This window comes from Luteimonas chenhongjianii (assembly GCF_002327105.1).
Lineage (GTDB): Bacteria > Pseudomonadota > Gammaproteobacteria > Xanthomonadales > Xanthomonadaceae > Luteimonas > Luteimonas chenhongjianii.
In genome coordinates, this window is the sequence record NZ_CP023406.1 from 1,397,115 (window position 1) to 1,421,169 (window position 24,055).

The window sequence follows — 24,055 nt, forward strand, 5'->3', positions numbered from 1 at the left end:
CGACGCCGCGACCGGAGGCGGTCGCGGCGTCGCGCGCTGTCGCGTCCTACCAGCCCGACAGCGTGAGCTTGCCGATCGTCCGGCCCGACTCGAGCCGCCGATGCGCCTCACGCAGGTTCTCGGCATTGATCGGGGACAGCGTCTGCGTCTGCGTGCTGCGCAACCTGCAGGCATCCACGAGGCTTGCCACCCGCGCCAGGATGCGTCCCTGTTCGGCCATGTCAGGCGTGCGGAAGCGCGATCGCGTGAACATCAGTTCCCAGTGGATGCCGATGCACTTGGCCTTGTAGGGATCGCCGATCGCCAATGCGCCGGCCGGCTCGACAATGAGGCCCACATGGCCCTGTGGTGCGAGCAGTTCGCCCAGCACCTGCCAGTACCGGTCGGTGTCGGCGAAATTGACCGCGGCATCGATGCTGGGGAAACCGAGCGCCTCGAGTTGCGGCGCCAGCGCGTGCCGGTGGTCGATCACGTGGTCGGCGCCCATGGACTTGCACCAGGCGACCGTGTCCTCGCGGGATGCGGTGGCGATGACGGTGAAGCCGGCGAGCTTGGCGAGCTGGATCGTGATCGAACCGACACCGCCGGCGCCGGCGATCACCAGCAGCGATTTCCCTGCCCCGCCGCCGTCGAAAACGAACGGCATCCGTTCGAACAGCAGCTCCCAGGCAGTGATCGCGGTCAGCGGAAGGGCGGCCGCCGCGGCGAAATCGAGCGACGCCGGCTTGCGCGCCGCAATGCGCGCATCGACCAGCTGGAACTGCGCATTGCTGCCGGGGCGCGTGATGTCGCCCGCGTAATAGACCGCGTCGCCAACCGCGAAACCTTCCACGTCGCTGCCGACTGCATCGACGACGCCGGCTGCGTCATAGCCCAGCACCTTCGGCGCTGGCTCCACCTGCGCCTTGGGCGCGCGTACCTTGGTGTCGACGGGATTGACCGAGACCGCTTCGACACGCACCCGCAGATCGCCGGGCCCGGGCGCGGGTTTTTCGAGCACGACATCCTGCAGGGACGACGGATCATCGATCGGGAGGTAGCGGGTGAGGGCGACTGCTTTCATGGCTTCGCTCGATATGACGGGGACGCCATTGTCGACCTGTTCCATCTCCGCGAGCGGTAAGGATCGTTGCGGCGGCCGGCATTGATCCGCGCGGACAATGCAATAGCTCGATCGATAATCCTCACTCGCATGCGCGACGCCGGCGCCGCTATCTCTGTGATCGTCCAGAGGCCGACGCGCTCGATAATTTCGGGCCTCGCAGGGGGGTTGTGACAGGGGTTTTTTCGGGGGCGAAGAGGGCGAAACGCGTTCAAATGCCGGGGCTGCAGGCGTTGACACTGCGCGCACATGTGCTTAACGACAATGCCGCTCCGTTGAAGTTCCTGACCAAACCAAAGCTTGCATGAATGGACTGGAGGCGGGAAATGGAAGGCTTCAACGTTATGTTAGTGTTAACAACGCCTTCACGCAGCTGACTTTAGGCTATGTTCAAGGCGTGTGCGTTTGACGCCTCATTCGATGCCCCAACGCATTCCCCATTTTTAGGAGCTAAAAAGACATGAATAAGAAACTCCTCTGTGCCGCTCTGCTCGGCGGTCTTGGTCTGGCGGGTCACGCCAGCGCCCAGGAGTTCGACGACCGCTGGTACCTCACCAGCTCGGTCGGCTACAACTTCCAGGCAGAAGATCGCCGCACGGACGACACCCCGTTCGTCACGCTCGGCATGGGTAAGTTCATCAGCCCCAACTGGTCGCTCGACGGTGAGCTGAACTACCAGAACCCGAGCTTTGACAGCTCGGTCGAAGGTGCGAACAACGACCTCCACTGGAGCCAGTACGGCATCTCGCTGGACTTCCGCTACCACTTCATCGATGAAGCGCGCGGCTGGAACCCCTACCTCCTCTTCGGTGTCGGCTACCAGCGCTCGGAAGAAGAGTACGACGCGTTCCCGAACCCGGATTCGCCGGGCAAGTACAAGGACGGCAACGTGGCGGCCAAGGTCGGCGTCGGTCTGCAGACCACGTTCGAAAAGCGCGTAGCGGTCCGTGCTGAAGTCGCCTACCGTGCCGACTTCAACGACAACAGCTACGCCGCGAACGGTCCACGCGATTGGGCGGGCTACCCGCACAATTCCGAAGAGAGCTACTTCGGTGATGTGCTGGCCTCGGTCGGCATCGTAGTGCCGCTGGGTCCGCCGCCGATGCCGCCGGCTCCGCCCGCTCCGCCGCCGCCGCCGCCGGCTCCGGCCCCGGCCCCGGCCCCGGCTCCGATCACCATCGACCTCAACGGCGTGCACTTCGACTTCGACAAGGCGACGCTGCGTCCTGAAGCGGTCGGTATCCTGAACGAAGCCATCGAGATCCTGAAGCGTTACCCGGATCTGCGCGTGGAAGTGGCCGGTCACACCGACCTGTGCGGTACCGAGGCCTACAACATGGGCCTGTCGGAGCGCCGTGCGAGCACGGTGTACAACTACCTGACCAGCAACGGCATCGACGCCGGCCGCCTGGTGGGCCCGATCGGCTACGGCGAGAGCCGTCCGCTGGAGCAGACCCCCACCACGTTCCCGGCCTGTAAGAGCGAGATCAATCGCCGCACCGAGCTGAACACCCTGAACTAAGGGCGTCCGCTAGCTAAGGAAAAGCCCGGCCTCGTGCCGGGCTTTTTTTTGGCGGTGACTGGCCTGACGCGGGCTGACACGTGGGCGCGTCAGTCCGGGAGGCCGTCACTTCGTGAATGCGTAACGCGCAAATTTCCCTTGTATGGCGGGTACTTGCCGCCTACACTTCAGCTCAATTCGATACTAGGTGCCCCCTCATGCGCATGCCTTTTCTGTTGACCCTGCTGGCCTTTCCGCTCGCCGGCTACGCCGTGGAATGCGCAACGCTCGATACACCTGCCGCGCTTCCCGTGCAGACCTCCGCGCTTGCGCCCCTGTCGCCGGAGCTTTCGGCGCCGGCCTACCGGCTGGGAAGTGGCGCGGTGCTGTCTCGCGCTTATGACGAGGCCCAGTCGGCAGAGCAGGTGGTGCGGCGTCTGGAGATCGAGAAGTGCCAGAACGTGGCGGTCGTGACGCCCGCCGCCGGCGCAGTGCAAGCCAACGATCCGGCCGCATACGTCAAGCGGACGGAGTTCGACAACGCTCCGTACCGGTTCAACATGACGCAGGGCGGCAAGCGCATGACCGCTGACGATTTCGACGCGTGGGTCAAGGCCAACGGCTATACGGTCGGCAGCCGTCGCGTCGACCCGGCCCCCGCCGTGGTCGAGACTGCGGCGCCGGGTGAAGCGCCGGCCGAGTGATCCGGCCCGATCGCACCGGTTGCCCATGGACGGCCCGCGAGAGCGGGCCGTTTGCATGTCCGGCACCGCAGCCATGAAGCGCGCGACTCGCCCGCCGCGCTACGGCCTTGCGCGTGTGCTGTCGAAACGCGGCCTGTGCTCGCGCAGCGAGGCAGAGCGGAGGATCCGCGATGGCCGTGTCCGGGTCGACGGCCGGGTGGTGCGTGATCCGGAATTCCCGGTGGCGCTCGATGCGTCCGGTATCGAGCTCGATGGCGGTTCCGCCCGCATGGACGTGCATCAGTACCTGATGCTCAACAAACCTCGTGGGCTGGTGACGACGGTACGCGACGAACGGGGCCGGGATACCGTCTATCGATGTTTCGATGGTGCGGATCTGGGCTGGATCGCCCCTGTCGGGCGACTCGACAAGGCCAGCGAAGGACTTCTGCTTTTCTCGAGCGATTCGGCCTGGGCCGCCCGGGTCACCGATCCCGACTCCGGCCCGCACAAGACCTATCACGTCCAGGTTGATGGGCTGCCCGACGGAGCGCTGCTCGCCGCCCTCGCGCGGGGCGTGGAAGACGCCGGCGAATGGCTGCGTGCCACGTCAGCGCGGGTATTGCGGTGTGGCGCGCGAAATGCCTGGCTCGAAATCGTGCTCGACGAGGGGCGGAACCGGCAGATCCGGCGTCTGCTCGCGGCCCATGGGCTCGAGGTGCTGCGGCTTGTGCGTGTTGCGGTCGGCGGCCTGGCGTTGGGCGAGTTGCCCAAGGGCGGCTGGCGGCCTCTGGAGCTCGACGAGGTCAAGGCTCTGGCGCCCCCTGCGGATTCCGCCAGCGACTGAGTAGCGCGACCAACAGCGCGTCGACGCCCTTCGTCGGTCGCGTGTCGGGTGAACGCATGTTCCGCCGGCGCCTCGCGAAACGGTGCTTGCGCTCGGTCGGGGCGCGGCGCCTCGACGCTCCCATTGTGTCCCGCGCAGCGATCGCGTCATACGGGGTGCAGTCGGCCGGATGCGTGGATCGCGACCGAGTCGCGAGCAGGCGCCGCCGCTGCGGCGCGAATGACAATCACGCCCGAACCGTGTGTTCCGGCGTTTGGGTCCGAGCAGCTCGCCGCCCTGACGGGTAGGCAAGGGCGGGGCAGTGCTGGGGGATCGAACAGATGCCGGCCGCCACGATGGGCGGCGCGTTGGTTTGCGCCGCGGGCAGCAACTGCTATCGAAGCGGCGCGCTTGCCTCAGCGCTTGAGCACGCCCAGCTCGTGGCCGATCCGGGTGAACGCATCGATCGCCTGGTCCAGGTGCTCACGCGTGTGCGCGGCGGAAATCTGGGTGCGAATGCGCGCCTGGTCCTTCGGCACCACCGGGAAGAAGAAGCCGATCGCGTAGATGCCTTCCTCGAGCAGGCGCTCGGCAAAGCGCTGCGCGAGCTTGGCGTCGTAGAGCATCACCGGGCTGATCGGATGCACGCCCGGGCGCACGTCGAATCCGGCGGCGGTCATCTTCTCGCGGAAGTAGCGGGTGTTCTCGGCCAGCTGCGTGCGCAAATCGCCGGCCGCGTCCAGCATCTCGAACGCCTTGATGCCGGCCGCGACCACGTGCGGGGGCAGGGAGTTTGAGAACAGGTAGGGGCGCGAGCGCTGGCGCAGCAGTTCGATGACCTCCGCCCTCGCGGTGGTGAAGCCGCCGAGCGCGCCGCCCATGGCCTTGCCGAGCGTGCCGGTGATGATGTCGATCTTCTCCAGTACGCCCTTCACTTCCGCCGAGCCTCGGCCGGTCTCGCCGAGGAAGCCGGTCGCGTGGCATTCGTCGATGTGCACCAGCGCGTCGTACTTCGCCGCCAGCGCGGTGATCTCGTCGAGCGGGGCGATGAAGCCGTCCATCGAGAACACGCCGTCGGTGGTGATCAGGATCGTCCTGGCACCGTCGGCGCGCGCCTGCTTGAGCTGCGCCTCCAGGTCGGCCATGTCGCAGTTGGCGTAGCGGTAGCGTTTGGCCCTGCACAGGCGCACGCCGTCGATGATCGAGGCGTGGTTGAGCGCGTCGCTGATGATCGCGTCCTCCTCGCCCAGCAGCGGCTCGAACAGGCCGCCGTTGGCGTCGAAACACGCGGCGTAGAGGATCGTGTCCTGTTTGCCGAAGAAGTCGGCGATGGTCTTCTCGAGCTGCTTGTGCAGGTCCTGGGTGCCGCAGATGAAGCGCACCGAGGCCATGCCGAAGCCGTGCGTGTCGAGCGCGTTCTTGGCCGCGGCGATGATGTCCGGGTGGTCGGCCAGGCCCAGGTAGTTGTTGGCGCAGAAGTTCAGCACCGTGCGGCCGTCTTCCAGCGTGATCTCGGCCGACTGCGGGCCGGTGATCACCCGCTCGGCCTTGAACAGCCCGGCGTCACGGATCTCGTCGAGGGTGTCGGCGTAGCGCTGGGTGGGGGCGGACGTGCTGGACATGGCGGATCCTGTGCTGCGGGGCAGCGGCTATGGTAGCCGCTGACCCGATGGCGGTCCCTGTCTTGACCCTGCGCATGGCTGTTCCTGTCCGGTCTGACTAAGCTGCTGTCCGCCTGCCCCGGGGAGAACGTGAGTGCTTGACCAGTTGCTGCCGCTGATTGCCGGCCTCGGCCTTTTCATGCTCGGCATGAAACTGCTGGAGGACGCCGTGGGGGCGCTGGCCGGCCTCCCGTTGCGGCGCTTCCTGCGCACCCATGCCAGCACGCCGTCGCGTGGTCTGGTGATCGGCGCGGCCGCGACCGCCGTGCTGCAGAGCAGCACCCTGGTGTCGCTGCTGGTGCTGGCCTTCGTCGGCGCCGGAATCATGCAGCTGTCAGGCGCCGTGGGCGTGATCATGGGCGCCAACCTCGGGACCACGCTCACCACATGGCTGGTGGCGTCGCTCGGCTTCAAACTCGACCTGGCGGCGCCAGCGATGGCCTTCATCGGCGTCGGCGGTGTGGGCTTCGCGCTGCTGCGGCGCGCCAGCCGGGTACGCGACGTCGCAGGTCTGCTGCTGGGCATCGGGCTGCTGCTCTATGGTCTGGACCTGATGAAGTCCGGCGTCGAGGACTGGGCCGCCGGCTTCGACGTCGTGCCCTTCGCCGGCTGGTCGCTGGTGATGATGGCGCTGCTGGGCATGGCGGTAACCGGCGCCATCCAGTCGAGCACCGCGGCGATGATGATCGCGCTGGGCGCGGTGCACGGCGGCCTCGTCGACCTGCCCTCGGCGGCGGCCTTCGCTGCGGGTACAGGCGTCGGCACCACGTTCACGGCGTTGCTCGGCGCGCTCGGTGGCAGCGCCGACAAGAAGCGCGTGGCCGCGACCCACCTCGGCTTCAACCTGTTCAAAGCGGTGCTGGCGCTGCTGCTGCTGTATCCGCTGCTCGCATTGCTGGCGCGGGTTCCGGGACTGGAGGATCCGCTGCTGCGGCTGGCCGCGTTCCACACCACCACCAACCTGCTCGGCATCGCACTGGTGCTGCCGTTCGCCGGAAGGCTTGCACTGTGGCTGGGCCGGCACTTCCGCAGCGATGGTGGCCACATCAACCACTACCTGCAGGCCGCCGGGGACGAGGTGCCCGAAGCCGGCCTGGAGGCGGTCCGTCGCGAGGTGGCGCGTGCGCTCGGCATGACCATCGCGATGAACCGCGAAACGCTGCGGGTTCCGGTGGATCCCGACAGCGCCTGGTCCGATCCAGGCGAGGTCCGGGGCCGCAATGCCCGTCGCGACTTCGACGAGCGCTATCGTCGGCTCAAGCGCCTGGAGGGGGAGATCGTCGAGTACGTGGCGCGCCTGCAGCTGCAGGAGGTCACGCCAAGCGTGGGCAGCGGGCTGTCGGCCCAGCTGGATGCGATGCGCATGGCGGTCAGCTCCGCCAAGGCGCTCAAGGACATCCGCAGCAACCTGGTCGAGCTGCGACTGGCGCTACGCGCGCCGGTGGATGCGCGGCTGGAGGAATTCGAAGCCTCGGCGGCAGCGCTGTACCGCGACATCGACAGGCTGGGGCCGGAGCAGCCGGAGCCGGTGCTGGTGGAAGCCGTCTCGGCGCTGCGCAGCCGCGTGCGCGAGACGCGCGACGGTGCGCTGACCCGGCTCTACCGCGAGGCCAGCCGGGAGAGCATCGACGAGGAGACGCTGTCCACCCTGCTCAATGTCAACCGTGCCATCTATCTGTCGGCGCAATCGCTGCTGCGCGCGCTGGGTCGTCACCTGCTGGCGCCGGAGATTGCCGGGGTGGTCGAGGATGCGGTTGCGGACTGAGCAGGGGCTGATGCGTGCGGTGCCCGGCTGCGGCCCGGTTCCTGACCAGCGAGCGCGTCGAAACGCGGCGCGTCCCGGGTACCCGGTCGAATGGGAGACGGCCGGGCCGCGTGCTTCGAGCCAGGCATTCCACGCTGCCTGCATGGCGGATACATCGGGTCGGCAGGCCGTGCTGCGCACCGCTGTCGAGCGGCAGCGGCTTGAACGGGCCGCGGTGGCGTTGAAACATGCGGCGTGGAGGATCGTGTCCTGCTTGCCGAAGAGGTCGGCGCTGGTCTTTCCCCAGCTGCTTGTGCAGGTCCTGGGCCGCAGATGATCGCGCCGCGGTCATGCCGAAGCCATGGGTCCAGCGCATCCCGGGCCGCGGCGATGATGTGCGGTTGACCGGCCGGGCCCTCCGTCGTTATGGGCGCGGATGTTCAGCGCCGTGCGCCGCTCTTCGGGCGTGATGCCGGCCGACTATGGGCCGGTGATGACGCGCTCGGAGTTGAACAACCCGGCCTCGCGGATTCCATCGAAGGTCGGCGCCGCGCCGGGTCGAAGACATGGTGAAGGCGTGGAGAGAACCGATCTCCCCGATGTCGGCCTAGGGTTCGCTGTTGCCGCCCCTGCGGAGCACCTGCTGCAGCCAGTCATTCCAGAGCGGCTGCAGGGCCGCGACCGTTGCGGGCAGCTTGAACTCGGCGCCGTCCCGCGCCAGCCATGCGTCAAAACCCAGGCCGTCGGCGATGGCCCTGCTGATGGGCGCAAGGATCTGGGGATTGCCGCTCGTCTCCGCCAGGAACAGGGCCGTCAGGAGGGACTGTCCATAGAACGTCTCCATGCCCGGGAAGCGATCGCCCCTGCTGGCCACCATCATCTGCACGCCGGAATCCGATTTCGGACCACGTGCGAGTGCACCGGCGAGACCGGCGTTGCGCACCGGATGCTCGGATGCGAGGAAGTCCGCCAGATCGGGAATGTCGCGCGGACGCCGCTTGGCGAAGTCGATGAACGCAGCGACGTGACGGCCCTGGGCCTCGATCGGCTCCATTGCGATCGCGGCCGCCTCATCCAGCCAATCGGGCGCGGGCGTCCCGTAGCGCTCCTGCGGCATCCCGGTGCTCCCAGGCCAGTACATCGCCGCATGCATGGCGTGTCCCACTTCGTGCCGCAATGTGATCGGCTCCTGGTCGGACATGCCGGCCAGTGCCTGGTTGATGCGGGCGCGGTCCAAGCCGGCCTGACGCATCGCCCGCTCGGTCATGGCGCGCTTGGCCTTGGCGGGCACCCAGACCTGGGCGAACTCCAGGTCGTGGGTGTTCGCGAAGTCGATCGCGGCCACCGGATCCAGGCTCGTGCTGAGCACCAGCATGCCCACCGGCGCACGTCCGAACAGGTTCGCGTATCGCTGCGCGGCCTCGGCGAGTGCGCGTGAGGCGGTCCCTGCATCCTCCTGCGTATCGGCGTATGCGAGTCCGTGGGCCGAGGCGACGCACACCGCCGCAGGCGGCTGATCGACGACCGGGCATTGCAGGTCGCCGGCACTGGCGGCGCCGGCCGCGAACAGGCCGGCGATCGAAATCATCTGTGAGAAGCGCATGACCATCCTTGGTGTGAGAGAAGCCCGTATGACCGGGTGGTGGCGCAAAACTCAACGCCAGTCGAGGACGACCTTGCCCGACTTGCCCGACTCCATCAAGTCGAATCCCTTCTGGAACTCGTCGGCCGGCAGCTGGTGGCTGAGCACCTTGCCGAGCGGGAAACCCGACAGCACGAGCTGGGTCATCTTGTACCAGGTCTCGTACATCTTCCGGCCATAGATACCCTGCACGGTGAGACCCTTGAAGATGATGCGGTCCCAGTCGATGCCCGCGCCCTTGGGCAGCAGGCCGAGCAGGGCGACCTTGCCGCCGTGGTACATGCAGTCGAGCATGTCGTTGAAGGCATGCGGGTTGCCGCTCATTTCCAGGCCCACGTCGAAGCCCTCCATGTGGAGGTCCTTCATGACGTCCTTGAGCGAGGTGTTGGACACGTTGACCACGCGCGTGGCGCCCATGTCGGCGGCCAGCTTGAGGCGGAAGTCGTTGACGTCGGTCACCACCACGTTGCGCGCGCCGATGTGCTTGCAGATGCCCGCCGCCATCACGCCGATCGGGCCGGCGCCGGTGATCAGCACGTCCTCGCCGACCACGTCGAACTCCAGGGCGCAGTGCGCGGCGTTGCCGTAGGGATCGAAGAACGCCGCCAGCTCGCTCGGGATCTGGTCCGGGATCGGCCACAGGTTGGTTGCCGGCATGACGACGTATTCGGCGAAGGCGCCGTCACGGGTCACGCCGATGCCGACCGTGTTCGGGCACAGGTGCGGTTTGCCGGCGCGGCAGTTGCGGCAATGGCCGCAGACCAAGTGGCCTTCGGCCGAGACGCGTTGACCCACCGTGTAGCCGGTGACCGCCGAGCCCAGCTCGACGATGCGGCCGACGAACTCGTGGCCGATCACCAGCCCCGGGGTAATGGTGCGCTGGCTCCATTCGTCCCACAGGTAGATATGCAGGTCGGTGCCGCAGATCGCGGCCTTCTCCACGCGGATCAGCACGTCGTTGGGCCCCGGCGCGGGCACCGGCACGTCCTGCATCCAGATGCCTTTGCCTGCTTCGCGCTTCACCAGCGCCTTCATTGTCTGGGCCATGTCGTCGTGCCTGCCGGTGGCGGAAAGAGCCGGCGATTATACGGCGCGGCACTGCGGCGACCGCTGGGAGCCTCGCCGCGGTCGCCCGCTCTCGGGCGGGTTGGCTAGACTTGGCCCCCCGTCACGATCCACAGGACCACTCATGCGCCATTCGTTACTGGCCGCGACGCTGCTGGGCGTCTTCTTCGGCTGCAGTGCGCCAGGGGTGGTGGCGGGGGAGGGCATGTGGGTGCCGCAGCAGCTGCCGGACATCGCACCGGCGCTGCGCAAGGCGGGGTTGCGGCTCGATGCGAACCGCATGGCCGACCTGACCGGCGATCCGCTGGGCGCCGTGGTGTCTCTCGGCGGCTGCACCGCGAGCTTCGTCTCGCCGCAGGGCCTGGTGATCACCAATCATCATTGCGCCTATGGCGCCATCCAGCTCAATTCGACGCCCGAGAACAACCTGATGCGCGATGGCTTCAATGCCGCCGCGATCGGCGACGAGATCTCCGCCGGGCCGAACGCGCGCATCTATGCGCTCGACAGCATCCAGGACGTCACCGCCGAAGTGCGCGCTGCCATCGACGCCGCGCCCGACAGCCTCGGCCGCACGACAGCGCTGGACACGGTCGAGAAGGCCCTGGTGGCGCGCTGCGAGGCCGAACCCGGCTACCGCTGCCGGCTTTACAGCTTCCTCGGCGGCAACAGCTACCGCCTGTTCCGCAACCTCGAGATCCGCGACGTACGCCTGGTCTACGCCCCGGCCGGCGGCATCGGCAGCTTCGGCGGCGATGTCGACAACTGGATGTGGCCGCGCCACACCGGTGATTTCGCGTTCTACCGCGCGTATGTCGGCCGCGACGGCCGCCCGGCCGAGTACGCCCAGGACAACGTCCCCTACACCCCGAAACAGTTCCTGCGCCTGGCCGACAAGCCGCTGCGCGAGAACGATTTCGTCATGGTGGCGGGATATCCGGGTCGCACCAGCCGGTATGCGTTCGCCGACGAGTTCGCCGAGACCGTGGCCTGGCGTTACCCGCAGATCGGCCGCCACTACCGCGCCCTGATCGACCTGGTCGAGGCGCGCGGCAAGGCCGATCCCGAGACCGAGGTGCGCTACGCCAGCGCCGTGCGCGGTTGGCAGAACACCCTGAAGAACTACGAAGGCCAGCTGCAGGGCTTCGAACGCGTCGGTGCGCTCGAGCGCAAGCGCAGCGAAGAGGCCGCCGTACTCGACTGGTTGCGCGGCCGGGGCGACGAGGGCGCCGCCGCGCTCGATGCGCACGCGAAGATCGTCGCGCTCGACGCCCAGGCCCAGGCGATGCGCGACCGGGACCTGGTGCTGTCGCTGCTCGACAACAGCGGATTGCTGTCGACGGCGAACCGCCTGTATCGCCTGTCGATCGAGAAGGAAAAGCCCGACGCGATGCGCGAGCAGGGCTACCAGCAGCGCGACCTGCCCGCAATCGAGGGCAGCCTCAAGCAGATGGACCGCCGCTTCGTGCCGGCGATGGACCGGGAGCTCACGCGCTACGCGCTGCTGCAATACGTGCAGCTGCCGCCGGAGCAGCGCATCAAGGCCATCGATAACTGGCTGGGGGGCAATGACGCCGCCGCGATCGACCGCGCGCTCGATCGCCTGCAGCGCAGCATGCTGGGCAACGGCGACGAGCGCCTGAAGTGGTTCGCCGCCGATCGCCGTGCGTTCCTGCGCAGCCGCGATCCGGCGCTCGTTTACGCCGTCGCTGTCACCCCGGAACTGTTGCAGATCGAGACGGCGGCGAAGGCCCGCGCCGGCGATCTGCTGCAGCTGCGGCCGGTCTATCTGCAGGCCGTCGCCGACTACCGCGCGAGCCGAAAGGAGGCCGTCTACCCGGATGCCAACTCGTCGCTGCGCATCACCTTCGGCAAGGTGACCGGCTACACCAATGCGGCAGGCGCCCGGCAGACGCCGTTCACCCTGCTCGAGCAGATTCCGCCCAAGGCCACGGGAATCGAACCGTTCGACGCGCCGCAGGCGCAGCTGGACGCGATTTCCGCCGCGCGCCACGGAGGCCTCGCCGATCGCCGCCTGCGCACGGTGCCGGTCAACTTCCTGTCCGACCTCGACGTCACCGGCGGCAACTCCGGCTCGCCGGTGCTCGATGGCGACGGCAGGCTGACCGGGTTGCTGTTCGACATGACCTGGGAAGCGGTGGTGTCGAACTGGGTGTTCGATCCGGCGATGACCCGCACCATCTCGGTCGACCAGCGCTACATCCGCTGGGTCATGCAGGAAGTCGATCCGGCGCCGCGCCTGCTGCAGGAGATGGGCGTGCCGGTACGCTGAGTGCGACAGCGGATGCCGGCAGCGGCGCTTGCTGGCAGCGGCGCTGTCCGGTTGGCCGCGCCCACGCCCACATCCGGGCATGGCGCCGCCGCTGGCGAGGCGGGTCCAGCAGGATTTCCGGGTTTTGCCCGTGGCGGTCGCTCCGGAGGCGGGGCGGCCGCGGCTTCCATTAGACTGGCGCGCCGCGTCGCGGCCTGCCGCCGCGCCTTGCAAGGACACATCCGATGAGAATCCTGCTCGCCCGTCACGGCGAAACCCCGTGGAACGCCGAAGGCCGCTATCAGGGGCAGGAGGACATCGCTTTGTCGGACGTCGGTGAGCGCCAGGCGTCCCTGCTTGGGCAGCGACTGGCCGATGTGCGCATCGATCGCGCGGTCGCCTCGCCGCTGTCACGTGCCGACCGCACCGCGCGGCTCGCGCTCGGTGCCTCGCGTGCGTCGATGCTGACCAACGATGCAGGACTTGCCGAGATCGCCCACGGGACCTGGGAAGGCCTGCTGGCCAGCGAGATCCGCGAACGCGACCCCGATCGCCTGGCGGCCTGGCGCGATGCGCCCGACAGCGTGCAGATGCCCGGTGGCGAATCGCTGCAGCAGGTCTTCGATCGCGCCTGGCCGGCATTCGCGCGCGCCGTCGATGGCCTCGGTCCCGACGACACCGCGCTGATCGTCGCCCACGACGCGGTCAACCGCGTAATCCTGTGCCACATCCTCGGCATTCCGTTCTCCAGGCTCTGGACGTTCCGCCAGGCGCCGACCACGCTGAACCTGCTCGAGGGCCCCGACGTCGACCATCTCGAGGTGGTGCGCCTGAACGACTGCGCGCATCACACGGCGTTCTTCGGCGAGGCGGTCCATCGCGCGCTATGAACGAGGCCCGCAACCTGCAGGACTGGCTGAGCGCGATCCAGGCGCGGCACCCGACGGAAATCGAGATGGGCCTCGACCGCGTCGGCGCGGTCTACGCGCGCATGGCGTGCGGCCGCCCCGCGGCGCAGGTGGTGACGATCGCGGGGACCAACGGCAAGGGCTCGACGGTGGCCTTCGTCGAGGCGATCGCGCGTGCGGCCGGCTGGCGTGTTGGCGCGTATACCTCGCCGCATCTGCTGGCCTACAACGAGCGCGTCCGCATTGACGGCCGCGATGTCGATGACGCCGCGCTGGTGGCGGCGTTCGAGGCCGTGGAGACCGCGCGCGGCGACACGCCGTTGACCTATTTCGAGACCGGCACGCTTGCCGCGCTGTGGCTGTTCGCGCGGGCGGATCTCGATCTGGCGGTGCTGGAGGTCGGCCTCGGCGGACGACTGGACGCGGTCAACATCGTCGAGCCGGACGTCGCGGTGATCACGACCGTCGGTCTCGATCACCAGGACTGGCTCGGCGACGACATCGAGGCGATCGGCCTGGAGAAGGCCGGCATCGCCCGCGCCTGGAAGCCGCTGGTACTCGGCGATACCGATCCGCCGGCGAGCGTGCTGCGACATGCCTACCGCATCGGCGCGGTCGCGGTCCGCGGGGGCAGCGATTTCCTGTTCGCGCCGGTCGGGGAGGGCAGATGGGTCTGGCGCGAAGTCGGCTACGAGGTCGAGCTGCCGATGCCCGCGCTGGCCGCGCCGGTCCAGCTGCGCAATGCCGCAGTCGCGGTCGCAGCCGTGCGGGCGCTGGGGCGGGACGTGGAAGACACCGCGCTGGCTTCGGGCATAGCCGACGCCACGGTCGACGCGCGTCTGCAGCGCTTCGAGCGGGCCGGCGTGGAGATCGTCGTCGACGTGGCGCACAACCCGCAGGCCGCGCAGGCGCTGGCGGAGTGGCTGCAGGTGGCGCCGGCTGCCGGGCGCACGGTCGCGGTGTTCGCCGCGCTTGCCGACAAGGACGCCGCCGGTGTTGCGAGCGCACTCGCGCCGTCGATCGCGCGCTGGCACCTTGCCGGCTCGCAGGGTTTCGGCGCCCGTGGCCAGGACGCGGCTGCACTGCGCGCACGCCTGCCTGCCGGGCTCGACGCCGAGTTGCATGCCGACGTTGGGCAAGCACTCCAGGCCGCGGTGACGGCCGCCAAACCCGGCGAGCGGGTGCTGGTGCTGGGGTCTTTCCATGCCGCGGCTGCGGCACTGGCCTGGTTGCGGGGCGGGCGTTAAGAAGCGCGCCCGACGCCGCGCGTATAATTCGCGCGGCTCCCGTGCCCCGGATCTGCGCATGTCGTCTGCACTCAAACAACGCCTGATCGGCGCCGCCGTGCTGATCGCGCTCGCGGTCATCTTCCTGCCGATGCTGGTCAAGGGCCCTGCGCCCGCCAGCGGGTTGCCGGACATGCCGCTTCGGGTGCCCGATACGCCCGACGGCGATTACAGGACCGTCGATCTGCCGCTGGTCACGCCGCCACCGGTGGGTGAGGGCGGCGCGCTCGCGGGCGGGCCCCTAGCCGAAGCCGCGCCTGCGCAGGCTGCTGCCCGGCCCGATGGCAGTGCATTGCCGACTGTCGATACGACGACCCGGGAGCCGGCGCTACCGCCGACCGTGGCCGCAGGCGGTTACGCCGTGCATTACGCGGCATTCGCCAGCGAAGGCGATGCCGATGCGATCCTGCGCCAGCTCGGCCAAGCCGGCCTCACCGGCTACCGCGAAGGCTTCACCCTCAACGGCCAGCCCGCGTACCGCGTGCGGCTGGGGCCCTACGGCAGCCGCGCAGACGCCGAGATCGTCCGCGTGCGTGCGGCGCAGGTGCGTGACGACGTCACGCCGCGCGTGGTCGCGCTCGATGCGGGCGCGCGTCCCGAAGTCGCCCGCCCCGCTACGCCTGCGCCTGCGCCTGCGGAAGCATCCCGCGCGTCGGCGGTCACGCCGCCCGCCGCGCCGACCACACAGCCGCTGCCGGCCGAGACACCGCCGGCGCGCGAGCCCGCGCGGACGCCGCCTGTCGCCGAGAGCCCGCGGGCGACCCCGGCGGAACCGGCGGCTGCACCCGCCGCGGCGCCTGCGTCGGGAACCGGCTTCGTGGTCCAGATCGGTGCCTTCAGCAATGCGGCCGATGCCAACAGCCTGCGCGATCGCCTGCGCGGCGCCGGCATCACCGCGTTTACCGATTCGGTCGACACCGACAAGGGGCGACTGACCCGGGTCAAGGCGGGTCCGGTCGCAAGTCGCGCCGATGCCGACCGGCTCAAGGCGCAGGTCCGGAGCGCCGTCGGCGTCGACGGCCTGGTGCGTGCCCATCCCTGACGGCTCTCGCGCCGTACTCCGTTTACCGGCGTCTCGAACGCCTTCAGCAGAACTGGAAATCGAACATGTGCGGGATCGTCGGAATCGTCGGAACCTCTGAAGTCGCGGCCGCGCTGTACGACGGCCTGACGGTGCTCCAGCACCGCGGACAGGACGCGGCGGGCATCGCTGTCGCCAGTGGCACTGTGATGCGCGTGCACAAGGGCAACGGCCTGGTGCGCGACGTGTTCGACAGCAAGTCCATGGACCTGCTGCAGGGCCGGGTCGGCATCGCCCACTGCCGCTATCCGACCGCGGGCAGCGAAGGCCATGACGAGGCGCAGCCGTTCTACGTCAATTCGCCCTACGGCATCGCGCTCGCCCACAACGGCAACCTGGTCAACACCGAACAGCTGCGCCAGCAGGTGTTCGAGACCGACCGGCGCAACGTCAACACGCAGTCGGATTCGGAAGTGCTGCTCAACGTGTTCGCGCACGAGCTCGACCGCGAGCGGGCGCTGACGCCGGAGGCTGCGTTCCGCGCGGTCGAAGGCGTGAACCGCCGCGCCAAGGGCGGCTATGCGGTCGTCGCGACGGTGCTGGGCCTGGGCCTGGTCGCGTTCCGCGACCCGCACGGCATCCGCCCGCTGGTGCTCGGCCGCCGCGAGACCGCCGAGGGCGTCGAGTACGCCGTGGCCTCGGAATCGGTGGCGCTCGACATCCTCGGCTTCGAGCGTCTGCGCGACGTCGAGCCGGGCGAGGGCATCGTGATCACGCCGCGCGGTGAACTGCACCACCGCCAGTGCGCGCCGCAGCAGCCGCACGCGCCGTGCATCTTCGAGTACGTGTACTTCGCGCGCCCGGACTCGATGATCGAGAACATCTCGGTGCACAAGGCGCGCATGCGCATGGGCGTGACGCTCGGCGAGAAGATCCTGCGCCTGCGGCCCGACCACGACATCGATACGGTGATTCCGATTCCGGACACCTCGCGCGACGCGGCGCTGGAAATCTCCAACACGCTCGGTGTGAAGTACCGCGAGGGCTTCATCAAGAACCGCTACGTGGGCCGCACCTTCATCATGCCGGGGCAGGGCGAGCGCGCGAAGTCGGTGAAGCGCAAGCTCAATCCGATTCCGCTGGAGTTCCGCAACCGCGTGGTGCTGCTGGTCGACGATTCGATCGTGCGCGGCACCACGTCCAAGCAGATCGTGCAGATGGCGCGCGACGCCGGCGCCAAGAAGGTGTATCTCGCGTCCGCGGCGCCTCCGGTGCGCTATCCGAACATCTACGGCATCGACATGCCGTCGGTCGACGAACTGGTCGCGCACAACCGCACCGAGAAGGAAATCGAGGAATTCCTCGGCTGCGACTGGCTGATCTACCAGGATCTGGCCGATCTGGAATCCGCGGTCTCCGGGCCCAAGTTCCCGGACCTGCGCTTCGACAGCTCCTGCTTCAGCGGCGAATACGTGACCGGCATCGAGCCGGGCTATTTCGAACGCCTGCAGCAGCTGCGCAGCGACGAGGCAAAGAAGAAGCGCCGGGCGTGAGCGCGGCGGTGGCCGCGGACGCGCCGCACCTGTTCGCGGCCGCGCGGCATTGCCTCGATGCACGCGATCCCGACGAGAAGGTCGCGCTGACGCAGGCCTATGCGCGTCGCTTCGAGGCGGGCGCGCTGCCGCTTGACCCGTCCGCCCCCGCGCCCGAGCCGATCCGCATGCCCGGCCGGCCCGAGCGGCCCAGGCTCGTGCACCCGCGCGAGCTGCCGCGCCGCGGCTTCGGCACCGACGAGGGCCGCGCGGCCTTCATCCATGCGATCGCGCATATCGAGCTCAACGCGATCGATCTGGGCTGGGACGCGGTGTATCGCTTCCGCGACCTGCCTGCGGACTACTACGCCGACTGGCTGTCCGTCGCCGCGGACGAAGCGCGCCACTTCATGATGCTGCGCACGCGGCTGCGCGCACTGGGCTTCGACTACGGCGATTTCGACGCGCACAACGGCCTGTGGGAAATGTGCGAAAAGACCGCGCATGACGGCATGGCGCGCATGGCGCTGGTGCCGCGCGTGCTCGAGGCGCGCGGGCTCGACGTGACGCCGGGAATGATCGTCAAGCTGCGCGCGCTGGGCGATCACGACACTGTCGGCGTGCTCGAAGTCATCCTGGAAGAGGAAGTCGCGCACGTCGCTGCGGGAAGCCGCTGGTTCCGCTGGTTCTGCGAACGACGCGGGGTGGAGCCGGAATCGACCTTCCGCGACCTGCTGTCGGAATATGCGCGCGCGGTGCTGCACGGGCCGTTCAACATCGACGCACGAGCCGCGGCGGGCTTCAGCGCGGAAGAGCTGGCCGCGCTGCAGGCGCTCGCCGAGCGCTGACCAGCGTTCGGCGCGGGTAGCCGTCGTCGAAGGGCTGGAGCGCAGGTGCTCCGCCCCGGGCACGTACGGCTTCCTGCAGGCGGGTGCCGAGTGCGCTTCGCTCAGTCCACCCGCGTGCCGAAGATCTTGTCGCCGGCGTCGCCGAGGCCCGGCAGGATGTAGCCCTTCTCGTTGAGGTGCGTGTCGATCGAGGCGGTATACACCTCGACGTCGGGATGCACCGCTTCGAGCGCCTTGAGCCCCTCGGGCGCGGCCACCAGGAACAGGCCCTTGATACGGCTCGCGCCTGCGGCCTTGAGCATCGCGACGGTCGCGATCAGGGTGCCGCCGGTGGCCAGCATCGGATCGAGGATCAGCGCGGTGCGGTCGGCCATGTCGCCGACGAGGTTCTCGTAGTAGGGCACCGCCTGGAGCGAATCCTCGTCGCGCTTGATGCCGACCACGCTGACCTTGGCCGCGGGAATCAGCTCCAGCACGCCCGGCAGCATGCCGATGCCGGCGCGCAGGATCGGCACCAGGGTGATCTTGCGGCCCTTGATCCGGCGCACGCGCACCGGCCCGGCCCAGCCATGGACCTCGGCATCCTCTGTTTCCAGATCCGCGGTCGCCTCGTAGGTCAGCAGCGTGGCGACCTCGGCCGACAGTTCGCGGAAGGTCTTGGTGCTGTTGTCGGCGCGGCGCATCAGGCCGAGCTTGTGCTGGACCAGCGGATGGCGGACTTCGACGGTTTTCATGGGCGGGGGCCTGTGCGGACGACGTGGCTAGGATATTTCACTGCCGCCGATGACGTGCGATCACGACCCTGGCGCAGCGCGCCGCCGACCCTCGGGAACGTGGAGAGTGGTCGCGCCTGGCGCGGACCTCATCCGGATCAGAACCGCGCTTGGCGCGGGTCGGAACCCGTCGATGATGGCCCCGGGACTTCCGCGGCCGCTTCGCACGGGCCGCCCGGGAGCAAGCTCCCGGGCGTGCAATGGCCGGCTAATTCCCGCAGCTGACAACGGAGCTGGCTCGTGATCGGCACGGAACTACGCCGGCTGCTTGGGCGCCGCACGAATGGAGAGGCGCCGGAGAATGCCGGTCCTGCCGGCAGTCGCCGGCAGGTCGTCAGCTGCGATCAGGCCGCCGCTGCGCTCGACTGGCGCGGGCCTTCGCGCAGCGCCCGGCCGACCATCGACACCATCAGCGCGATCTCGTCGTCGTCGATGTTGAAGTGCGGGGTGAAGCGCAGCGAGTTCGCGCCACCGTGGATCACGCCCAGGCCCTGCTCGCGCAACCATTCCTCGGTCGATCCGGCGCCATAGCACTTGAACTGGGGCGCGAGTTCGCAGGAGAACAGCAGGCCGGTGCCCTGGACCTTGGTGATGAGGCCATCGAGTTCCGTCTTCAGCGCTTCGAGCGCCTCGACCGACTTGCGTCCGGCGTCGCGGATGTTGGCGCGCACCTCGGGCGTGAGCTCGGCGAGCACGGCGCAGGCCACGTCGAGCGCGCGCGGATTGGCCGTCATCGTGTTGCCGTACACGCCGCTCCTGTAGAGCTTCGCGGCATGCTCGGTCACCGCAAGCACCGACAGCGGGTACTGGCCCGCGTTGAGTGCCTTGGAGTACGTCTCCATGTCCGGTGCGTCGAGGCCTTCGAAGCCCGGATAGTCGACGACCGACAGCACGCCGTGGGCGCGCAGCCCCGCCTGGATCGAATCGACCAGCAGCAGGCTGCCGTGGTCGCGGGTGAGTTCGCGCGCGGCGGCGTAGAACGCCGGCGGCAGCGAGCGGCCCGGATCGCCTTCGCCCATGACCGGCTCGAGGAACACCGCTTCCACGAACCAGCCGTTCGCGTCGGCGTCCGCGAACGCCTTGCGCAGTGCGTCGACATCGTAGGGCGGCACCGCGATCAGCGAATCCTCGTTGCGGAAGCTCGCAAGGTATTTCTTGTAGGTGGCGCGCGAGGAATCCGAGTACAGCGCCGGCCGTTCGGTGCGCCCGTGGAAACTGCCCTTGACGACGATGCGCTTGACCGTGCGGCCGGCATGGCGGCCACCGGCATCGGTCTGGGTGCGGGTGTTGATGTCGGCGATGCGCGCGGCGAGGCCTACCGATTCCGAACCGGAATTCAGGCACAGGAAGTGGCTGTAGGGGCAGCCGCCCTCGCGTGTGTGGCCGATCTCGCGGCGCAGGGCGCGGTCGAGTTTCAGCTGCGACAGGCTCGGCGTCATGATGTTGGCCATCGGCACCGGCCGGGCCATCGCCTCGATCACAGCTTTGGGCGTGTGGCCGAAACCGAGCATGCCGTAGCCGCCCGAATCGTGGAGCACGGCGCCCTTGAGGGTGACGATCCAGGGACCGCGCGCGGCCAGCGCGACATACGGATTCACCGCATCGGCCTGATAGAAGTTGACGTAGCCCGCCTGCACGGTGCGCGCCTGCGCATCCTCGTCCAGATCGAGCAGATCGGCGAAATCGGTTGCCAGCGCGGCATGTGCATCGACCGCGGCGTGCGCCACTTCGAGCAGTTCGGGATGGGTCTTCGCGAAGCGCTCGAGCACGTCGTCGGGAAGGCCGGCGGTGCGGCGCTTGCCGGCATGGGCACGCAGCGGGGCGAGGATCTGGATCACGGACATGCGGAAGGCTCCTTGGGACGTCGGGAGGCCGGAGCGTGGCGCAGCCGGGCGTAGAAGCGCGGGCAACGCGGCAAGAACCGGCGGTCTCTCCATTATCTGGACGATTCCGCCGGACGGAAGCGGCGAAATGCCGAACATGAACTAGAATTTCGGCAGATCGCCGAAACCGGGCTCCCCATGTTCATCGAATCCGCTGATGTTCGCCTGCTCAGCCTGCTGCGCGAGAACGCGCGCCTGTCGACCGCCGAGATCGCGCGCCGGCTTGGGCTGTCACGCACCACGGTGCAGAGCCGGATCGAGCGTCTGGAGCGCGCCGGCGTGATCAGCGGCTACACGGTGCGCATGCGCGACGACTTCGAACATGGGCATATCCGCGCCCAGATCATGATTACCGTGCGACCCCGCCAGACCACACCGGTGGTCACCGCCTTGCGCGCGATCAGCGCGGTGCGCGCGCTGCACTCGGTCAGCGGCCACTACGACCTGATCGCACTGGGCGTGGTGCCGACGGTGGCGGACATGGATGAACTGACCGACCGCATCGGCTGTATCGAAGGCGTGGAACGCACGACCTCGTCGATCATCCTGTCGACCAAGTTCGAAAGATAAGCGTCTCCGCCTATGGCGGAGACACCTTGGCCCCTCTCCCTCCGGGAGAGGGGAGGACCATCGGCGGATGCCGATGGTGGGGTGAGGGCAGGCCTCGCGAGGTGCCTGGCCCCTCCCTCCGGGAGAGGGGAGGACCATCGGCGGATGCCGATGGTGGGGTGAGGGCAGGCCTCGCGAAGTGCCGGGCCCTGCTTCCTCCGGACGAGGGGAGGACCCCCGGCGGATGCCGATGATGGGTGAGGGCAGGCGTTTCCCGACGTGCCTGGGCCCCGCTCGCCCAGCATTCCGGTTCATCTGCAGCCATCGCGAAAAGCGCCTCCCCCAGTCCCGCTCCGGGCGGCAGAGGGGGCTCCAGGTCGCCCGGCCGACCTCGTTGCCTGCCTTCATTACAATGTGGCCCCCGCATTCCCTCGCATTCCCCTTGAAGAAGTCCGATTTCCGTTTCGACCTGCCGGAAGCTCTGATCGCCCAGGCGCCGCTGGCCGAGCGCTCGGCCAGCCGGATGCTGGTGGTGCCGCCCGGTGCGGGCGCGTTCGACGACCGCCATGTGCGTGATCTGCCGGGTCTGCTGCAGCCGGGCGACCTGCTGGTGTTCAACGACACCCGGGTGATCCCGGCGCGGCTGTTCGGCAACAAGGCCAGTGGCGGGCGGGTGGAGATCCTCATCGAACGCATGCTGCCCGGCAACGAGGCGCGCGCGCAGATCCGGGCCAGCAAATCGCCCAGGCCCGGAGGCCGCATCGTGCTCGAGGGCGGCGGCGAGGCGGAGGTGCTGTCGCGCGACGAGGGCTTCTACCACCTGCGTTTCCATGTCGAGGATGCACTGGAATCCTGGCTGCTCAAGGTCGGGCGCATGCCGTTGCCGCCCTACATCCGCCGCGAGCCGGGGCGCGATGACGCCGAGCGCTACCAGACCGTGTTCGCGCGCGAGATCGGCGCGGTGGCGGCGCCGACCGCCGGCCTGCATTTCGACGACGCCCTGCTGGCTGCGCTGCGCGCGCGGGGCGTGGAGTTCGGACACGTGACCCTGCACGTCGGCGCCGGCACCTTCCTGCCGATGCGCGTCGAGGATGTGCGCGAGCACCGCATGCACAGCGAATGGCTGAACGTCGGCGCGGAACTGATCGCCCAGATCCATCGCACGCGTGAGTCCGGCGGCCGGGTGATCGCGGTCGGCACGACCGTGGTACGGGCACTCGAGAGCGCCAGCGTCGATGGCGAGTTGCATCCGTTTGCGGGCGAAACGCAGATCTTCATCTTCCCCGGCTATCGCATCCGCAGCGTCGATGCGATGGTCACCAACTTCCATCTGTCCGAGTCGACCCTGCTGATGCTGGTGTCGGCATTCGCCGGCAGGGAACGGGTGCTCGCAGCCTACGCGCACGCGGTGCAGGCGCAGTACCGGTTCTTCTCCTACGGCGATGCGATGCTGCTGTGGGGGCAGCCGGACGGGGAGGCTTCGCCAGCGAGGTAAACCGAGCCAGGTCCGTGCGCCGACGCCTTGTCCTCGCAGGCCCGGGCGCGCGGCCATCGGCGATGCGTCCGTCATACTAGTGCGATGTCCAGAATGTCCTTCCAGCTGCTCGGCGCCGACGGCGCCGCGCGCCGTGGCCGCATCAGCTTTCCGCGCGGCACCATCGAAACCCCCGCCTTCATGCCGGTGGGCACCTACGGCACGGTCAAGGGCGTGCTGCCGCATCAGATCCGCGCGCTGGGCGCGGAGATCATCCTCGGCAACACCTTCCACCTGTACCTGCGGCCGGGGCTGGAGGTCATCGAGGCGCACGGCGGGCTGCATGGCTTCGCGCGCTGGGACAAGCCCATCCTCACCGATTCCGGCGGGTTCCAGGTGTTCTCGCTGGCGCACAAGCGCAAGATCACCGAGGAGGGCGTGACCTTCGCCGCGCCTACCGACGGCGCCAAGGTATTCCTCGGTCCCGAGGAGAGCATGCGCATCCAGAAGGTGCTCGACTCGGACATCGTGATGATCTTCGACGAGTGCCCGCCGGTGCAGATCGACGGCAAGCCGGTCCATCCGCGCGTGGTCGAAAAATCGATGGAGCTGTCGCTGCGCTGGGCCGCGCGCTCCCGGCGCGCGCACGAAGGCAACGACGCGGCGCTGTTCGGCATCGTCCAGGGCGGCGTGCACCATGATCTGCGCACGCGCTCGGTCGAGGGTCTCAAGGAGATCGGCTTCGACGGCTATGCGATCGGTGGCCTCGCGGTCGGCGAGACCGAGGACGAACGCAATGCCATGCTCGAGCACACCGCGCCGCAGCTGCCCGAGGACCGGCCGCGCTACCTGATGGGCGTGGGCCGGCCGGAGGATCTGGTCGAGGCGGTGGCGCGGGGCGTCGACATGTTCGACTGCGTGATGCCCACCCGCAACGCGCGCAACGGCCACTTCTTCACCTCCACCGGGGTGATCCGCATCCGCAACGCCAAGTTCGAGAAGGACCTGCGCCCGATCGAGGAGGGCTGCGGCTGCGAGGCCTGCGCCGGCGGCTTCACCCGGGCCTACCTGCGGCATCTGGACCGGTGCGGCGAGATGCTCGGGCCCATGCTCGGTACCCTGCACAACCTCTGGTACTACCAGAAGCTCATGGCCGACATGCGCGCCGCGATCGCCGCGGGAACCTTTTCCGCGTTCCGCGAGTCCTTCTATGCGGCCCGGCAGGGCACCGAGGCGCCCTAGTACGGGCGGCGGCTGACGCCCTTCGCCCGCCCCGCCCGGGCCT

The 24,055-nt window shown here is 68.7% G+C and carries 19 protein-coding genes; 13 read left to right on the forward strand and 6 right to left on the reverse strand.

Features of this window, described 5'->3' with window-relative positions:
* Nucleotides 1-46: 46 nt before the first annotated feature.
* Nucleotides 47-1,063 carry a zinc-binding alcohol dehydrogenase family protein gene (locus CNR27_RS06420; RefSeq protein ID WP_096300370.1) on the reverse strand — a complete coding sequence of 339 codons (1,017 nt, stop codon included), beginning with the start codon at nucleotides 1,061-1,063 and terminating at the stop codon, nucleotides 47-49.
* A gap of 499 nt (nucleotides 1,064-1,562) precedes the next feature.
* Between CNR27_RS06420 and CNR27_RS06425 the strand changes: the two genes are divergently transcribed.
* From CNR27_RS06425 to CNR27_RS06435, 3 genes are all read left to right on the forward strand, one after another.
* Nucleotides 1,563-2,624 (forward strand): OmpA family protein, encoded by a 1,062-nt coding sequence (locus CNR27_RS06425; protein ID WP_096297448.1) that lies wholly within the window; start codon nucleotides 1,563-1,565, stop codon nucleotides 2,622-2,624.
* 197 nt (nucleotides 2,625-2,821) lie between these two features.
* Nucleotides 2,822-3,307, forward strand: coding sequence for a hypothetical protein (locus CNR27_RS06430; protein WP_096297449.1), 486 nt, complete (start codon nucleotides 2,822-2,824; stop codon nucleotides 3,305-3,307).
* A 25-nt stretch (nucleotides 3,308-3,332) separates the two neighbouring features.
* On the forward strand, nucleotides 3,333-4,133 hold the full coding sequence (locus CNR27_RS06435) for a pseudouridine synthase (protein ID WP_096297450.1): 801 nt from the start codon (nucleotides 3,333-3,335) through the stop codon (nucleotides 4,131-4,133).
* A gap of 395 nt (nucleotides 4,134-4,528) precedes the next feature.
* On the opposite strand, the gene kbl is transcribed toward CNR27_RS06435, so the two are convergent.
* Nucleotides 4,529-5,734: a glycine C-acetyltransferase gene (gene kbl, locus CNR27_RS06440; RefSeq protein WP_096297451.1), complete on the reverse strand. Its 1,206-nt coding sequence runs from the start codon at nucleotides 5,732-5,734 to the stop codon at nucleotides 4,529-4,531.
* Between the two features lie 133 nt (nucleotides 5,735-5,867).
* On the opposite strand from kbl, the gene CNR27_RS06445 reads away from it, so the two are divergent.
* Nucleotides 5,868-7,538 (forward strand): Na/Pi cotransporter family protein, encoded by a 1,671-nt coding sequence (locus tag CNR27_RS06445; RefSeq protein ID WP_157745292.1) that lies wholly within the window; start codon nucleotides 5,868-5,870, stop codon nucleotides 7,536-7,538.
* A gap of 586 nt (nucleotides 7,539-8,124) precedes the next feature.
* Here CNR27_RS06445 and CNR27_RS06450 read toward each other — a convergent pair.
* Nucleotides 8,125-9,120, reverse strand: a complete 996-nt coding sequence (locus CNR27_RS06450) for a hypothetical protein (RefSeq protein WP_157745294.1) — start codon at nucleotides 9,118-9,120, stop codon at nucleotides 8,125-8,127.
* A gap of 51 nt (nucleotides 9,121-9,171) precedes the next feature.
* Nucleotides 9,172-10,206, reverse strand: coding sequence for an L-threonine 3-dehydrogenase (tdh, locus tag CNR27_RS06455; protein WP_179948225.1), 1,035 nt, complete (start codon nucleotides 10,204-10,206; stop codon nucleotides 9,172-9,174).
* A gap of 223 nt (nucleotides 10,207-10,429) precedes the next feature.
* On the opposite strand from tdh, the gene CNR27_RS06460 reads away from it, so the two are divergent.
* The 6 genes from CNR27_RS06460 to CNR27_RS06485 all read left to right on the forward strand — a co-directional run bounded on the left by CNR27_RS06460 (nucleotide 10,430) and on the right by CNR27_RS06485 (nucleotide 18,091).
* Nucleotides 10,430-12,517: a S46 family peptidase gene (locus CNR27_RS06460; RefSeq protein ID WP_096300372.1), complete on the forward strand. Its 2,088-nt coding sequence runs from the start codon at nucleotides 10,430-10,432 to the stop codon at nucleotides 12,515-12,517.
* Nucleotides 12,518-12,741: 224 nt separating this feature from the next.
* Nucleotides 12,742-13,386 (forward strand): histidine phosphatase family protein, encoded by a 645-nt coding sequence (locus CNR27_RS06465; protein WP_096297455.1) that lies wholly within the window; start codon nucleotides 12,742-12,744, stop codon nucleotides 13,384-13,386.
* Entirely contained in the window at nucleotides 13,383-14,651 is a 1,269-nt protein-coding gene (gene folC / locus CNR27_RS06470; protein ID WP_096297456.1) for a bifunctional tetrahydrofolate synthase/dihydrofolate synthase, read from the forward strand. The genes CNR27_RS06465 and folC overlap by 4 nt, the downstream gene beginning before the upstream one ends.
* Before the next feature lie 58 nt (nucleotides 14,652-14,709).
* Nucleotides 14,710-15,732, forward strand: a complete 1,023-nt coding sequence (locus CNR27_RS06475) for an SPOR domain-containing protein (RefSeq protein ID WP_096297457.1) — start codon at nucleotides 14,710-14,712, stop codon at nucleotides 15,730-15,732.
* Between the two features lie 65 nt (nucleotides 15,733-15,797).
* A complete protein-coding gene (purF, locus tag CNR27_RS06480) occupies nucleotides 15,798-17,264 on the forward strand; it encodes an amidophosphoribosyltransferase (RefSeq protein WP_096297458.1) in 1,467 nt (488 codons plus the stop codon).
* Nucleotides 17,261-18,091, forward strand: a complete 831-nt coding sequence (locus tag CNR27_RS06485) for a ferritin-like domain-containing protein (protein WP_096297459.1) — start codon at nucleotides 17,261-17,263, stop codon at nucleotides 18,089-18,091. The genes purF and CNR27_RS06485 overlap by 4 nt, the downstream gene beginning before the upstream one ends.
* A gap of 101 nt (nucleotides 18,092-18,192) precedes the next feature.
* Here the strand turns inward: CNR27_RS06485 and upp are convergent, their stop codons facing one another.
* Nucleotides 18,193-18,825 (reverse strand): uracil phosphoribosyltransferase, encoded by a 633-nt coding sequence (gene upp / locus CNR27_RS06490; protein WP_096297460.1) that lies wholly within the window; start codon nucleotides 18,823-18,825, stop codon nucleotides 18,193-18,195.
* A gap of 383 nt (nucleotides 18,826-19,208) precedes the next feature.
* Nucleotides 19,209-20,708 (reverse strand): aminotransferase class III-fold pyridoxal phosphate-dependent enzyme, encoded by a 1,500-nt coding sequence (locus CNR27_RS06495; protein WP_096297461.1) that lies wholly within the window; start codon nucleotides 20,706-20,708, stop codon nucleotides 19,209-19,211.
* A gap of 177 nt (nucleotides 20,709-20,885) precedes the next feature.
* Here CNR27_RS06495 and CNR27_RS06500 point away from each other — a divergent pair, with 177 nt between their 5' ends.
* The 3 genes from CNR27_RS06500 to tgt all read left to right on the forward strand — a co-directional run bounded on the left by CNR27_RS06500 (nucleotide 20,886) and on the right by tgt (nucleotide 24,012).
* Nucleotides 20,886-21,317 (forward strand): Lrp/AsnC family transcriptional regulator, encoded by a 432-nt coding sequence (locus tag CNR27_RS06500; RefSeq protein WP_096297462.1) that lies wholly within the window; start codon nucleotides 20,886-20,888, stop codon nucleotides 21,315-21,317.
* 421 nt (nucleotides 21,318-21,738) lie between these two features.
* Nucleotides 21,739-22,791, forward strand: coding sequence for a tRNA preQ1(34) S-adenosylmethionine ribosyltransferase-isomerase QueA (gene queA, locus CNR27_RS06505; RefSeq protein ID WP_096297463.1), 1,053 nt, complete (start codon nucleotides 21,739-21,741; stop codon nucleotides 22,789-22,791).
* Between the two features lie 84 nt (nucleotides 22,792-22,875).
* Entirely contained in the window at nucleotides 22,876-24,012 is a 1,137-nt protein-coding gene (tgt, locus tag CNR27_RS06510; protein ID WP_096297464.1) for a tRNA guanosine(34) transglycosylase Tgt, read from the forward strand.
* Nucleotides 24,013-24,055: the final 43 nt, after the last annotated feature.

Excerpts from the sequence above, each read along its gene's own strand:
- CNR27_RS06430 (WP_096297449.1), top strand. The coding sequence starts at position 2,822 with ATGCGCATGCCTTTTCTGTTGACCCTGCTGGCCTTTCCGCTCGCCGGC.
- upp (WP_096297460.1), bottom strand. The coding sequence starts at position 18,825 with ATGAAAACCGTCGAAGTCCGCCATCCGCTGGTCCAGCACAAGCTCGGC.
- CNR27_RS06435 (WP_096297450.1), top strand. The coding sequence starts at position 3,333 with ATGGACGGCCCGCGAGAGCGGGCCGTTTGCATGTCCGGCACCGCAGCC.
- CNR27_RS06475 (WP_096297457.1), top strand. The coding sequence starts at position 14,710 with ATGTCGTCTGCACTCAAACAACGCCTGATCGGCGCCGCCGTGCTGATC.
- CNR27_RS06420 (WP_096300370.1), bottom strand. The coding sequence starts at position 1,063 with ATGAAAGCAGTCGCCCTCACCCGCTACCTCCCGATCGATGATCCGTCG.
- CNR27_RS06450 (WP_157745294.1), bottom strand. The coding sequence starts at position 9,120 with ATGCGCTTCTCACAGATGATTTCGATCGCCGGCCTGTTCGCGGCCGGC.
- CNR27_RS06465 (WP_096297455.1), top strand. The coding sequence starts at position 12,742 with ATGAGAATCCTGCTCGCCCGTCACGGCGAAACCCCGTGGAACGCCGAA.
- folC (WP_096297456.1), top strand. The coding sequence starts at position 13,383 with ATGAACGAGGCCCGCAACCTGCAGGACTGGCTGAGCGCGATCCAGGCG.
- CNR27_RS06425 (WP_096297448.1), top strand. The coding sequence starts at position 1,563 with ATGAATAAGAAACTCCTCTGTGCCGCTCTGCTCGGCGGTCTTGGTCTG.
- CNR27_RS06495 (WP_096297461.1), bottom strand. The coding sequence starts at position 20,708 with ATGTCCGTGATCCAGATCCTCGCCCCGCTGCGTGCCCATGCCGGCAAG.
- tdh (WP_179948225.1), bottom strand. The coding sequence starts at position 10,206 with ATGGCCCAGACAATGAAGGCGCTGGTGAAGCGCGAAGCAGGCAAAGGC.
- purF (WP_096297458.1), top strand. The coding sequence starts at position 15,798 with ATGTGCGGGATCGTCGGAATCGTCGGAACCTCTGAAGTCGCGGCCGCG.
- tgt (WP_096297464.1), top strand. The coding sequence starts at position 22,876 with ATGTCCAGAATGTCCTTCCAGCTGCTCGGCGCCGACGGCGCCGCGCGC.
- kbl (WP_096297451.1), bottom strand. The coding sequence starts at position 5,734 with ATGTCCAGCACGTCCGCCCCCACCCAGCGCTACGCCGACACCCTCGAC.
- CNR27_RS06500 (WP_096297462.1), top strand. The coding sequence starts at position 20,886 with ATGTTCATCGAATCCGCTGATGTTCGCCTGCTCAGCCTGCTGCGCGAG.
- CNR27_RS06460 (WP_096300372.1), top strand. The coding sequence starts at position 10,430 with ATGTGGGTGCCGCAGCAGCTGCCGGACATCGCACCGGCGCTGCGCAAG.